Here is a 13,080-nt window from a genome sequence, read left to right on the forward strand (position 1 = left end):
AATTAACAACCAAAAACCACTTTAAAAGCAGTCACTTCCACCAAAAAATCCAACAAAGGTCAAATATTGGACAATTCGTCATTTACTTACCGTAATTAAACAACATTTAAGCCATCGGTAGATTTACAGTAATGATATTAATGACATCTTGTGTTGGTGGTGATCCTAAAGCAACCTGCTCTAAGGCTTTACCGACTTGTTCAGTAAGTTCCGCGTTGTTCATAGGTTCAACGTGGCCACGTAGACTCTCTAGTGCAAATTGAATCAGTTCTAGGTTGTTGTCTTCTAGCGCCACATACAGCGTCACTAACAGCTCTTCAGTGTTATCTTTGTTTCGAAGATCAGGTTTAGGCAGTGACTCGCTTTTACTTTTCGAATCGTGTGGTTTTGCGTCTTGGCTTTCGAACTCATCCGCTTTTACTTCATGATATTGGTAAAGCTTATTTGAATAGCGGAACAAAGCATCATCCAGTTCACGCTCATCAATCGGCTTAGCAATAATATAATCCACACCCGCCCCCAGCATACGTTCGCGAGTCTCTTTAAAGACATCAGCCGTACAACCAAACACCAATACCGATGACACGTCGCCTATCAAAGCACGAATCGCAGTGGTTGATTCAACACCGTCCATCACAGGCATATGGTTATCCATGAGTACCAAATCAAAGCGCTCGGCAACCACGGCTTGTATTGCAAGTTCACCGTTTTCGACGCTCTTACAAGTAAAGCCTTTACTGCTCATGAAGGTTTCAATGATCACCGTGTTAGTTCGGTTGTCCTCGACGATCAGTACTTTTAAGCCTGAGTAGTCCAACTTCTTGTGTGGCAAGCTCTCGATTTCACCTGGCTGACATGGTTGAATCTTCAAGCGAACATCAAAGCTCGTGCCTATCCCTTCTTCACTGGTGACGGTAATACTGCCATCCATCAACTGGGCAATTTTCTTCACAATCGCTAGGCCAAGGCCAGTACCGCCAAAACGCCTTGTGGTCGAAGACTCCGCTTGTTCAAACGGTTTAAAAATACGCTTCTGAGCTTCTTTAGAAATACCAATTCCTGTATCACGAACTCGAATACTCAGATAGGTGTCACTCCCCTCAACCACTTCTTTCAGGTACACCTCAACAAAGCCTCTGGAGGTGAACTTCACCGCGTTGTTCAATAGATTAAATAAGATTTGTCTTAGACGTGCTTTATCTGAGAAGTACCAACGACCCGAAGGTACCTCAGAGTACACTTTGAATTGAAGCCCTTTCTCGGAAGACAATGTGTAGTAAACACTGTTAATACTGCCGATGATCGAGTCAAGCGGGAAACGCGTTTCATCAAGATCCAACCTGCCCTGCTCGATCTTCGAGAAGTCTAAGATCTCGTTGAGCAGGGTCATCATATGATCGCCGGACTCATACAAGCTCTTAAGATGCTTCTCTTGTTCAGAATTTAGAGGCGTTTTCAATAGGATCTGAGCGGTACCCAACACACCATTCATAGGGGTGCGAATTTCATGTGACAGGGTCGCAAGGAAAGCGGTTTTTGCATTAGTGGACGCCTGAGCTTTAACCTTTTCCGCTTCGAGATAAATGGTCTTTTCGTTGAAGGTTTTAATCAAATGGCCGATTTCGTCATCACTCGAGTAATCCACATCAATGATTTCGCCCGCTTTCGAGCTATCAACCTGTGCGGCAATCCTTGTGATTGGACTAATCAAATAACGGTTCAATAAGTAATACCCCGCCATGACACAAAGTAGCAATAGCGGAACAATACCGCCTTCAATGCTCATCACCTGACGAAACACTTCGTCTTCTACTCGTGATTTGGAGTTCACCACATCCACTTGCCAGCCGAAATCACCAAATTGATTGCTACTGATGTAAATGCCTTCAACGAGATTAAAGTTATGCGAAACCAACACTTGGTTGAGCTTATCTCTGAGCGTAATGCCAAGGTTGTATTCTTCGGCGTGGTTCTTGATAAAACCAAGCAGCTCTTCGAGCGAGAGATCCACCGTGGCAACACCGGCAAAAATACCGTCGTAATAATAAGGGGAAGACGCCGTAATCATTCGAACGTGTGTGTATGGGTCGATATACACATCGCTCCAAGAGATCGTTCCTTGTTTTTGGTTGACGACAGAGGTGTACCAATACTCTTCTTGATAAGGGGCGTTTTTGGGGTTGTTGTAAGAATATATCTGATCGATTCTTCCATCGTCGGCTTTATTAAAAAAGTAACTGTTGAGAAGCTTTTTAGAATCGAGCGCATAAGGTTCAGGCCAAATACCGGCACTGACAATCGTATCGTCGCTCGCCGCCAGCATGGACTTAAAGAGCGGAATAACATCATCACCGTTACGATGCGCTTGAGCAAACCCAACGAGACTGTCTACAAAGCCTTGAGAACTACTGAGTGGCTCTGTAATCAATGCGGATAACAGTTGCGTACGCAAGTCGAGGTTTTGTTGTAATTTGGCGCGCACAGGGGATTCTACGACGTAATACGTCACACTACCGACAATGGCAATAAACATCGCAAGGTATAATCCAAGCGCTACCATGCTTTTTTTCTTTAAAGACGACCGTATCTGCATAATTCTTTTATTGTTTTCTTTTCTGTTAAACCTAGTGTTTATCATCCATGACATCAAGCCTTTTTAGATTGAAGCTTGATTGGCACAAGTTCATTGGTACTATAAGCGCAAATATGTTCCCTTTTACGGTACCTCACTTTGACTTTACAAGATATTCTTGCGCTTCCAGAGTTGGAAGGAAAGCTAATCACAGAACACAAAACAATGGGCTTTGTCACTGCAATGGCAGCGGCACCGAATGTGTTAACCCCGCATGAGTGGCTACCGTTCTTATGGGGTGGCGAAGAAGTCGCACCTTTTACGGATGGTGAACAGCTAGAAAGCTACATTGAAGTTATCATCGAGCTTTGGAATAAAACCCGCCCAGAACTGATTGAAGGGACTTGGGTTTGGCCTGAAGCTTGTCAATTAGACGACGAAGAAGTGGTGAACACTGCCGCTCGTGATTTTTGTGAAGGCTTACTTCAAGGCTGGCAGATTGCTCGTGACGATTGGGAAACACTGATGCCTGAAGAGAGCGAAGATAATGCGCTCGTTGGCGGTGTGCTGCTGTCACTGAGCATGCTTTACGATCCAGAAACGTCAATCGCGACGCTTGCAGAGCAAGGCATCGAAGGCCTAGAGCAGTTCGAAGAGATCTTTAACGCGGTTCCTGTGATGCTTTGCGGTCTAACGCAGCGTGGCATTGCACTGGCTGAAGCTCAATAAAAGTTAGCTTTATACATGCCAAAAAGGCCTCATTATGAGGCCTTTTTTAGTTTTCAGACGAAATTAAAATAGTTGCTTTAGAAGCCTTTCCAATCGAAGTCATCAATTCGCTCATCGGCAATATAAAACAGCTTAGTGCCACTGCTGACCACTTGGTCTAACTCTGGGTTGAGCTCAATACCACTCCCCGTATCAATCGCGATCAGTGTTGCTTGATACTTCTCTTTAAACACAGAGAAAATAGGCGCGACGGTGACAGGCTCAGCGTCTTCAGGGAAATACGTTGAATACTGTGTCATGCCTCTTGTTGAGCTCAATAACTCTTGATGAAGCGCACTTGATCCTGGGTCTACTGCAGCCTTTGCTAGCATCTCAGCACCCACCGCTGGAATACATTCTGAGTTAGGGCAATGCTTGTGCAGCAAATCGCTCAGCGCTTCGTCTTTAAAGTAAACAAGAAGGTGTGCCTTAGGATTTCGGTTGGCACAGTAAAGCGCCGCAGATAACGTAATGTCGTCTTCTGGATTATCAATCAAGATGCAACTTGCAGACTCAATGCCCGTTTTCTCCATCTCTTTGCCATCGGTGTAGCTGTTTACTTTAACGAAATTGATTTCACCGGGTAACGGGTTCTCGATATCTGAACGCGTACATAACACGATTGGTCGTTTACCCGTTTCTTCGTGTTGTAGCATCCGAATGAGATGAATGGTTCTTTGCTCATTCCACCCCAACATCAAAATGTGGTTGTCCACTCTAACTCTCCTTTTTCCTAGCAAGCCCGCTCGCCAATATTCAACACCTTCTGTCGCCACTTTACCGAGCAACGCGGCAAAAAGGCTCAACCCGCCTGGAATCACAAATAGAATAACGATCCACTGCCCCGCTACCGTGGTCGGTGATAAATCACCATAACCAACCGTAGAAGCCGTCACCACCAAGTAGTAAGCGAATACGGTAACCGAACTGGTTAAATCTGTTTCACCCGCCAAATACAGCATCGACCACGATAAAGCGATGTAGCCAAGAAAAGTGAACAGTAAGTTTTTGCCATTCAAAACAAAGATGTTTGCTTTGATCCAGCGTTTGAGTTGTAACCAGATTATCATTCGAGCCTCTAATCTTTTCCTCTTACTTACATGCTAGAAAAAATACGCGATATCAACAAGATGTATCATCAGAAAAAGATACATGACCACAAGATTGATATTGGCGGCCTATACGCAGATACAAAAAAAACCAGCACTATTGGCTGGTTTTTTTTATTGGTTAGATAAAAGAACGGCTTACGCGTTACCTTTTACCTGCACATTTAACTGCTCTGCAAAATCTAGCATGCGGTTCAATGGAATAAGAGACTTCACACGTAGTTCGTCAGAAACGAAAATTTCGTGTTGCTCACCACCATTCTCAAGCGCGTTTTCAATCGCTTCAAGGCCGTTCATTGCCATCCAAGGACAGTGCGCGCAGCTACGACACGTTGCACCAGCACCCGCTGTCGGCGCTTCAATCAGCTCTTTTTCAGGAACCAATTGCTGCATCTTGAAGAAGATGCCTTTGTCTGTCGCAACAATCATCTGTGGATGAGGCAGCTCTTTTGCTTTCTTGATCAGTTGGCTTGTTGAACCCACTGCATCTGCCAGTTCCACCACGCTTGCTGGTGATTCTGGGTGAACCAAGATAGCCGCGTCTGGGTATACCGATTTCATTTTCTTCAAAGCATCAGCTGAGAACTCATCATGAACGATACACTCACCTTGCCAAAGCAACATGTCAGCGCCAGTTTGATTTGCGATGTAAGAACCTAGGTGACGGTCTGGACCCCAAATAATAGGTTTGCCTTCAGCGTCTAGGCTTTCAACGATTTCTAAAGCGATGCTCGACGTAACTACCCAGTCTGCACGAGCTTTAACAGCCGCAGAGGTGTTCGCGTATACAACCACGGTGTGGTCAGGGTGAGCATCACAAAATTCTGTAAATTTGTCAGCTGGACAGCCAAGATCAAGCGAACATTCAGCTTCAAGTGTTGGCATTAAAATGCGTTTTTCAGGAGTAAGAATCTTTGCAGACTCACCCATGAAACGAACACCAGCGATGATCAAAGTGCTTGCTGAGTGACGGTTACCGAACTTAGCCATTTCTAATGAATCGCCAACGAAACCACCAGTTTCTTCTGCCAGAGCCTGAATTTCAGGATCGGTGTAGTAGTGTGCAATTAGAACTGCATCTTTTTCTTGAAGTAGTTTTTTGATGTTTGCGATGTGGGCCTGTTTCTGAGCGTCGCTCAGTGGAACTGGCTTAGGCGGAAACGGGTAAACTGTATCGATTTTATCTAGTATATGACTCATTGCTCTTGCTCTACGCAACTTCTTCCGAGAATTAGAGTATTCTACACAGGACAGCGATTGGGATCAAAAAGGATTGGTTGCAAGCGGTGGCTAGCTAATGCTTAAAACGCATAAACAAGGTAATGCGTTGGCATCACTAGCAAGAGAAGTAAACACTAAACGGAAGTGAACAGGTATAAAAAAGAGGCGCCTAAGCACCCCTATTTTGTTTATAAGTGGGTTTTAGCCACTTTAGCCGAAGCACTGTTTGGGTACTCGGTTACGACTTGTTGGTAATATTTCTTAGCTTGCGTCGCGTTGTTGTTGCGCGCAGCTATGTCACCAAGCTTAACCAGTGCATCTGCTCGCTTGTTTGAGTCTTTGTAAGACACAACAGCAGCGAAGCTCTTCACCGCTTCTTTATCTTGCTTCTTAGCGAAATAAAGCTGACCTAACCAGTAATGTGAGTTAGGTGTGAAAGTAGAATCTGGGAAGTCTTTTTGAAACTTCTGGAATGCAGCGATAGCACCCGTGTAGTCTCGTTGCTTTAGAATCATATCTACAGCATTTTGATAAGCAGTTTGCTCATCCACATCAGTACTGAACGTACCAGAAGCGTCTTTAGAGCCTTCGCTCGCCGCCACTGCTACCGTTGCTGTTCCTGCTGCTTTCACCTCGCCTCTTACGCGGTCCAGTTCAATGAACAGTTCACGCTGGCGCTCTAGCATTTGCTTCATATCGTAGCTGTTTCGTTCCAGCTCACCACGAAGTTCACTGATCTCCAGTGCCATGTCGTCGATTTGCTGTTGCATTTGAAGCTGAACGAGATTGCGATTTTGAAGCAGGCGCTCTAAACGCTCAATATCTGATTCGTTAGATGCTGATCGAGAGGAAGATGATGAATTGGTTGCGGTGCTATTGAGATCGGATACTGGAGCTGGTGCAGCGAACGCGGTGTTCGCTGCACTTGCCAGTAACGAAAGCAAAATGACTCGCTTTGTGTTACTGAACATGAGGCAATTCCTCAATTATATAGTCTACTAAAATTAGTAAACTAGTACTGCGCGACGGTTTTTAGCGTACACATCTTCAGATTGACCTAGAAGAAGTGGCTTCTCTTCACCGTAGCTTACGATAGAGATTTGGTCAGCTTGAACACCTAGTGCTTGTAGGTATTTCGCTACAGCTTGTGCACGACGCTCGCCAAGTGCGATGTTGTACTCAGGAGTACCGCGCTCATCAGCGTGACCTTCGATAGTAACGTTCATGTCAACGTTCTTAACTAGGTATGCTGCGTGAGCTGCTAGCATTTCTTCGTAATCGCCAGCGATAGTAGAGTTATCGAATGCGAAGTAGATTGTTTGAGTTTCACGTAGCGCTTGCTCTTTAAGCTCTTGCTCAGACAGTTGACCGTTAGCGTCAATTGGCGTTACAACAGTTGTGTCTACGTTGCCTTCTGAACCTGAAGTTGTTTGGTTGCTTTCTGTACCTGATGTTGCAGATGTTGCTTCATCAGTTGAGCTACATGCCGTTACTGCCATCACTGGTAGTGCAATCATCAAGCCTTTAAGAACTTTGTTAAGTTGCATCTTTTTTTCCTTACGTTATCAAACTTAGTTTCTACAGCGACTAAGAGTGCTATAGATAGTTAAATGCCACAATAGTTAACACTATCAATAGCTAAAAGAATGTATCAAATTAACTAGAGAAACGGTGACCATGCAGGCGCTCTTACACGTCCGTTGGTTGCCGGTAATCTAGCTTTAAAACGGCCATCGATAGAAACCATCGATAGTACATTTGTTTTGTTGTAAATAGAGCTATAGATAACCATACCTCCATTCGGTGCAATACTTGGAGACTCATCTAACAATGTTTTTGTTAGTACCTGAACCGCACCGGTTTCCAAATCTTGCTTAGCCAAGTTAAAGCCTGAGTTACTGCGATTCACCATAATAAGGAATCGACCATCAGGAGTGATCTGGCCACCTAAGTTTTGGCTACCTTGCCAAGTAATACGAGAAGTCGAATTATTGGACAAATTTACATTATAAATCTGTGGTTTACCACCACGATCCGATGTGAAAATAAGAGACTTGCCATCTGGGTGCCAGAATGGTTCAGTATTATTAGAACGGCCGCGGGTAATTTGAGTCAGCTTACGGCTAGCAAGGTCAAGTGTGTACACCTGAAGGCTGCCTGTTTTCGACAATACCAATGCCAATGTTTTTCCATCCGGCGAGAATCTTGGCGCACCATTATGACGAGGGTATGACGTCACCTTCTCACGTTCACCAGTGTAAATATTCATGATGAATATTTCCGCTTGGCCATTTTGGAAACTCACATAAGCAAGCTTTTTACCGTCTGGTGACCATGCAGGTGACATCAGAGGTTGCTTAGAACGAAGGACTAAACGCTCGTTAAAGCCATCATAGTCAGCAACACGAAGTTGATATGGGTATTGGTCTTTGTCGTTTACAACTACGTAAGAGATACGAGTTAAGAACGCGCCTTTCTCACCAGTCAGTTCTTCATAAACTAAGTCAGAGATACGGTGTGCATACTCTCTCAAGCGTTTACCAGGTACTGTCGCTTTCTTGTTGAACAACACGTGATCTTTAGAAAGTACCAATTGGCCTTCATCGCTTAGTGCACGGCTTTGTCCTTTAGTCAGTTGACCACGAACAATGTCGATCAGTTGGTAGTTCACCACATACTGCCCTTCGGCATTTTTAGTGATGCTACCGGTTAACAGTGAATCAACGCCTAGGTTAGTCCAAGCATCAAAATTCACCTCACCTTCGCTGTAAGGCGTTTGAGGCATTTTGCTAGTTGCTACTGGGCTGAATTTACCACTGCGTTGTAAGTCAGAAGCGATAACCGCTGATACATCGTGTGGCAATGGCTCTGCGCCTTCCCAACGGAAAGGTACAATAGCGATAGGTCTTGCAGAGTTAATACCGTCTGTAATAACCAGCTCCAGCGCTGCATGTGCAAACTGGCTGCTTGTAGCTATTAAGAAAACAAAACTCAGTAATAGTTTCTTTAACACAAGTTCGTCCTTTTACTCTGGTGATACAGTTAAGTTAATGTCTTTCAGTGAGTTCACAATGTCTGGGTCTTTAGGCAACGGGTAAGATTGCACTTGTGCCACCGCACGCTTGGTTGCTGCACACAAACGGCTATCGCCATCTAAGATACTTAAACTACCCAATATCGCGTTAGAGCCCGTTGGAATCAGCTTAAGGTTCACTCGACATGAACGTCCTCGATAGCTGTCTTCTAACAACAGGTTCTGTTGAATCAGTTGGGTATAGATAGCACCGTAACGTTGCGCTTCATCACTAATAAATTGTTGTCTTGCTGAAGAGTTTTGAGTCGCTTCCGTTTCAAGCCCAGCAAAGATATCGTTCAATGCTGCTTCTTGTTGTTTACGCTCTTTTTCTGCTTTTGCTGCAGCTTCTTTAGCCTTACGGGCTTTCTCTGCTGCGGCTGCCGCTTCTTTCTCTTTCGCTATACGTTGCTTTTCAGCGCGTTCAGCGGCTTCTTTCTCTTTACGAGCTTTGTCTGCTGCCTCTTTCGCGGCTTTCTCTTTTGCCACGCGTTCTTGTTCAGCTTTTGCGATTGCCGCTTCTTTGGCTTTGCGCTCATTTTCAGCTTTCACTAACGCCGCTTCTTTCAACTTGCGGTCAGCTTCTGCTTTAGCGGCTTTCTTTTGCTCTTGCTGTAAACGCGCTTCTTCAGCTTTGCGTTGTTTCTCTTTCTCAACTCGACGCTTTTCAGCTTCACGAGTTGCTTTAGCTTCTTTCGCTTGCTGTTCTTTTAGCTTGCGAATATTTTCTTCTTCAGCTTTACGATTCTTTTCAAGTCGTTCGCTTTCACGTCTCAGTTTGTCTAGACGCTCTTGCTCTTTCTTGCTCGCCGCTTCTCTTTGTTGACGAATCTGTTGGGCTTGCTGACGAACCAACTGAGGATCAATCACCACAGCTTGAACCATCTGCCCTGTAGGCTTTGGCTCTGACATCGTGAAATCCGCTCCCCAAATGAGCGCAACGAATAAAATGACGTGCAGCCCAAGAGAAATAAGAAGCGGTGATCTGAAATTATTGGATTTTTTATTATTCGCTTTCATGAATGCTACGGAGCTATTCCCTTATATCCGTTAAAAGGCCAACCTTTGGCACACCTGCACGGCTTAATTCATCAAGTAATAAAACCACTTCGGCGTATGGCGTTGCGGCATCACCACCAACCGCCACTGGAGAGTTTGGCTTCAAAGACAACTCAGCTTTCACTCGGACGATAATATCTTCCATAGATAAGCCACGCTGTACTTCTTCGTCATTAACGCTCAAGCCAAGTTCACCGTCCTTGTTCACTTCAACGATGATGAAACTTGCGTTGTCGTCACCCAATAGGTCTTGTGCCGATTTAGCCGTTGAAGCCTGAGGCAATTCAACGTCAACGCCTTGAGTAACAAACGGCGAAGTCACCATAAAAATGATCAGCAAAACAAGCATAACGTCGATGTAAGGTACAACGTTAATCTCTGCTGTCATTTTGCGTTTTTTAGGTTGGTATCCAGCCATCTATTATTCCCTGCCAGCCATCGCTTGACGGTGAAGAATACTGTGGAACTCTTCAGAGAAAGTCGCGTAGTTGTGCTCTAGCTTGCCTACTCGGCTGCTGAAGCGGTTGTACGCCATTACTGCTGGAATCGCAGCGAATAGACCCATAGCTGTTGCGATCAGTGCTTCTGCAATACCAGGAGCAACCATTGCGAGCGTCGCTTGCTTCACTTCACCTAATGCGATGAATGAGTGCATGATGCCCCAAACCGTACCAAATAGGCCGATGTATGGGCTGATAGAGCCAACAGTCGCCAAGAAAGGTAAGTTAGTTTCTAGTTCATCTACTTCACGAGCAACGGCAACGCGCATCGCACGGCCAGTGCCTTCCATGATGAAGTCAGGTGATGTTGCATTCGATTTACGAAGGCGAGCGAACTCAGTAAAGCCTGCGTAGAAAATTTCTTCAGTACCAGAAAGCTCGTCTTTGCGCTTGTTGCTCTCTTGGTACAGTTTTGCAAGATCAACGCCTGACCAAAATTTGTCTTCAAACACTTCTGTTTGTTTAGAAGCTTGAGATAACACTTTACTTCTTTTTATGATCATCGCCCAAGAAACAACAGACATGCCCATAAGAGTCAGCATGACCATCTTAACTAGTAAACTAGCTTCTAAAATTAGGCCTAAGATTGAGATTTCAGCAGTCACTATTCGTTAGCTCCGTAAGAATAAATGTTGGCATTGCCTTTGGTTTCATTTTTTGATTGTCGATACATGCTACCTTAACCATTGCTTTACACAATGCTTTGCCATCAGGATTTACGATCTCTTGACAGAAGACCAAGGTAGCTCGCTTCAACTCGTAAATATTTGTAATGACTTGTAAAGAATCATCAAGACGCGCGCCTTGAATAAAATCAATGTCCATATGTCGGACTACAAAACCGATGTTTTGTTCTAACAATACTTGCTGAGAAACGCCAATTGAGCGCAGCATCTCAGTTCGAGCGCGTTCGAAAAACTTAAGATAGTTTGAATGGTATACAACGCCACCCGCATCGGTGTCTTCGTAATACACTGTCACTGGCCACGTAAATGGCTTAGATAATCCCTGCAATTTGATACCACAATCCCAAACGATAAAGATCTCACTATAACCTAACTCCTTATCATTAATAGTATATCGCTGTGAATTTTTTGATTTGAGAGACGAAAAAAAAGGCCATCTGTATAAGATGACCTCTTTTTGGCTAAAAACCCAACAAGTATAAAGGTTCACGTTGTTATGAACCTAAATCCTTTGCCTTTTATAGAAGGCGCAGCGTCGTTAGGTAGAGCAAAATTGTGAGTGAAACATATGGGCTAAACAGTAGCTGCCACATCCAAGCTCTTGGCTTAAATCCGATACCGTAAACCATGCTTGAGCATACTGCCCAAATGAACATTGGCCCGATGATCGCGTTAAAGCCACCGATACTTGTCGCATACGCTTCAGGATCCCACATCACTAAACCCACATGCATGAAACCCAATACTAGGGATAAGGCTCTAAGCAGAGTCTTATCCATTGGTTGATGCAGTTTAGCGATTTGCTCTGCGAGATTACTCACTGTCTTTGTCCATCATTTCTGAATGCTCTAGCCATAGAGCATTGATGATGCCGAATGCACATGCTAGAAGTACACCCAAAATCCATGCGAAATACCACATAAAATTTCTCCTAAGTTATTTAACTTCTAGCTTAGTAAGCTGAAACGTCGTTATCTTCGATGTGTTTCTTATCTAGACGACCGAACATTTTGTAGTATGTCCAAGTTGTGTAGCCAAGAATCACAGGAACCATTACCGCCGCAACGACAGTCATAAGACCAAGCGTTAGCTCACTCGCTGTTGAATCCCACATAGTCAAGCTTTGGTTAGGGTTCAGGCTTGATGGCATTACGAATGGGAACATTGCAAAACCAGCCGTTAAAATAACACCAGCGTTCGATAGGCTTGAGAACAAGAATGCGAAACCACCACGCTCAAAGCGAGATGCAATCACAGCAAGCAGTGGCATTGCTACACCAAGGATCGGCGCAGCCCACATTGCTGGATAAGTTTCGAAGTTTGTCATCCAAGCACCCACTTGAAGTGATACTTCTTTGTTTAGTGGGTTTGAGTCAGCAAACGTATCGATAGTGCTCGTAATTACATAGCCTTCGATAGATTGAACCCAGAAACCACCAATAACGAATAGAGCAATAGCAATTAGGCCAGTGATCTGAGCAACGTTACGAGCACGAGCGTGCAGCTCTTCTGTTGTCTTCATTTGAAGCCATGTTGCACCTTGCATCACGAACAACATCAGAGCCAACACACCACAAAGCAATGCAAATGGGTTAAGCAGAGCGAAGAACGTACCATGGTACTTAGACATCATAAACTCGTTCAGTTCAAATGGAACACCTTGTAGTAGGTTACCAAATGCCACACCGAAAATGATTGGTGGTACTGCGCCACTAAAGCAAAGTGCGTAGTCCCAAGTTTTGCGCCATTTTGGATCTTCGATCTTTGAACGGTAGTCAAGAGCAAGTGGACGTAACCAAAGTGCAGCTAGCGTTACGTACATTGCGAAGTAAAAACCAGAGAAAGACGTCGCGTAAACCAGTGGCCATGCAGCAAACAATGCACCACCCGCAGTGATAAGCCAAACTTGGTTACCATCCCAGTGAGGGGCAATCGTGTTTAGCATAATACGACGTTCAGTGTCGCTCTTACCGATAACAGGTGACAGAGCGGCAACACCCATATCAAAGCCATCAGTTACGGCGAAACCAACCAGTAGAACACCGATCAATACCCACCAAATAAGTCGTAAGCTTTCGTAATCAAACATAAT

At 44.5% G+C, this 13,080-nt stretch carries 14 protein-coding genes; 1 reads left to right on the top strand and 13 read right to left on the bottom strand.

From position 1 onward, the window contains the following. Nucleotides 1-106: 106 nt before the first annotated feature. Entirely contained in the window at nucleotides 107-2,560 is a 2,454-nt protein-coding gene (locus MSG34_RS07005; RefSeq protein ID WP_248336845.1) for a hybrid sensor histidine kinase/response regulator, read from the bottom strand. Between the two features lie 171 nt (nucleotides 2,561-2,731). On the opposite strand from MSG34_RS07005, the gene MSG34_RS07010 reads away from it, so the two are divergent. After that, nucleotides 2,732-3,301, top strand: a complete 570-nt coding sequence (locus MSG34_RS07010) for a UPF0149 family protein (protein WP_017062064.1) — start codon at nucleotides 2,732-2,734, stop codon at nucleotides 3,299-3,301. 77 nt (nucleotides 3,302-3,378) lie between these two features. On the opposite strand, the gene MSG34_RS07015 is transcribed toward MSG34_RS07010, so the two are convergent. The 12 genes from MSG34_RS07015 to cydB all read right to left on the bottom strand — a co-directional run bounded on the left by MSG34_RS07015 (nucleotide 3,379) and on the right by cydB (nucleotide 13,077). Continuing rightward, nucleotides 3,379-4,410, bottom strand: a complete 1,032-nt coding sequence (locus MSG34_RS07015; RefSeq protein ID WP_019821052.1) for a potassium channel family protein — start codon at nucleotides 4,408-4,410, stop codon at nucleotides 3,379-3,381. 177 nt (nucleotides 4,411-4,587) lie between these two features. Next, a complete protein-coding gene (gene nadA / locus MSG34_RS07020) occupies nucleotides 4,588-5,649 on the bottom strand; it encodes a quinolinate synthase NadA (RefSeq protein WP_193841903.1) in 1,062 nt (353 codons plus the stop codon). Between the two features lie 209 nt (nucleotides 5,650-5,858). Next, nucleotides 5,859-6,641, bottom strand: a complete 783-nt coding sequence (gene ybgF, locus MSG34_RS07025) for a tol-pal system protein YbgF (RefSeq protein ID WP_048612755.1) — start codon at nucleotides 6,639-6,641, stop codon at nucleotides 5,859-5,861. A gap of 33 nt (nucleotides 6,642-6,674) precedes the next feature. Continuing rightward, complete coding sequence (pal, locus tag MSG34_RS07030) at nucleotides 6,675-7,217, bottom strand: peptidoglycan-associated lipoprotein Pal (RefSeq protein WP_017062069.1); 543 nt, start codon at nucleotides 7,215-7,217, stop codon at nucleotides 6,675-6,677. Nucleotides 7,218-7,330: 113 nt separating this feature from the next. Beyond that, a complete protein-coding gene (gene tolB, locus MSG34_RS07035; protein WP_050648540.1) occupies nucleotides 7,331-8,683 on the bottom strand; it encodes a Tol-Pal system beta propeller repeat protein TolB in 1,353 nt (450 codons plus the stop codon). Nucleotides 8,684-8,695: 12 nt separating this feature from the next. Then, nucleotides 8,696-9,763 carry a cell envelope integrity protein TolA gene (gene tolA / locus MSG34_RS07040; protein ID WP_048612753.1) on the bottom strand — a complete coding sequence of 356 codons (1,068 nt, stop codon included), beginning with the start codon at nucleotides 9,761-9,763 and terminating at the stop codon, nucleotides 8,696-8,698. Nucleotides 9,764-9,776: 13 nt separating this feature from the next. Beyond that, the gene (gene tolR / locus MSG34_RS07045) at nucleotides 9,777-10,220 is read right to left on the bottom strand and encodes a protein TolR (RefSeq protein WP_017062072.1); all 444 of its coding nucleotides are present in this window, start codon (nucleotides 10,218-10,220) and stop codon (nucleotides 9,777-9,779) included. 3 nt (nucleotides 10,221-10,223) lie between these two features. Next, nucleotides 10,224-10,907, bottom strand: a complete 684-nt coding sequence (gene tolQ, locus MSG34_RS07050) for a protein TolQ (RefSeq protein ID WP_017062073.1) — start codon at nucleotides 10,905-10,907, stop codon at nucleotides 10,224-10,226. Then, on the bottom strand, nucleotides 10,897-11,340 hold the full coding sequence (gene ybgC, locus MSG34_RS07055) for a tol-pal system-associated acyl-CoA thioesterase (RefSeq protein WP_086970839.1): 444 nt from the start codon (nucleotides 11,338-11,340) through the stop codon (nucleotides 10,897-10,899). Before ybgC ends, tolQ begins: the two co-directional genes overlap by 11 nt. 166 nt (nucleotides 11,341-11,506) lie before the next feature. Further along, entirely contained in the window at nucleotides 11,507-11,809 is a 303-nt protein-coding gene (ybgE, locus tag MSG34_RS07060) for a cyd operon protein YbgE (protein WP_017067532.1), read from the bottom strand. Next, the gene (gene cydX, locus MSG34_RS07065; protein ID WP_000270284.1) at nucleotides 11,802-11,909 is read right to left on the bottom strand and encodes a cytochrome bd-I oxidase subunit CydX; all 108 of its coding nucleotides are present in this window, start codon (nucleotides 11,907-11,909) and stop codon (nucleotides 11,802-11,804) included. Before cydX ends, ybgE begins: the two co-directional genes overlap by 8 nt. Before the next feature lie 31 nt (nucleotides 11,910-11,940). After that, nucleotides 11,941-13,077: a cytochrome d ubiquinol oxidase subunit II gene (gene cydB, locus MSG34_RS07070; RefSeq protein WP_019821033.1), complete on the bottom strand. Its 1,137-nt coding sequence runs from the start codon at nucleotides 13,075-13,077 to the stop codon at nucleotides 11,941-11,943. Nucleotides 13,078-13,080 lie beyond the last annotated feature (3 nt).

The sequence above is a fragment of the Vibrio sp. 1CM2L genome (assembly GCF_023161695.1).
Lineage (GTDB): Bacteria > Pseudomonadota > Gammaproteobacteria > Enterobacterales > Vibrionaceae > Vibrio > Vibrio coralliirubri.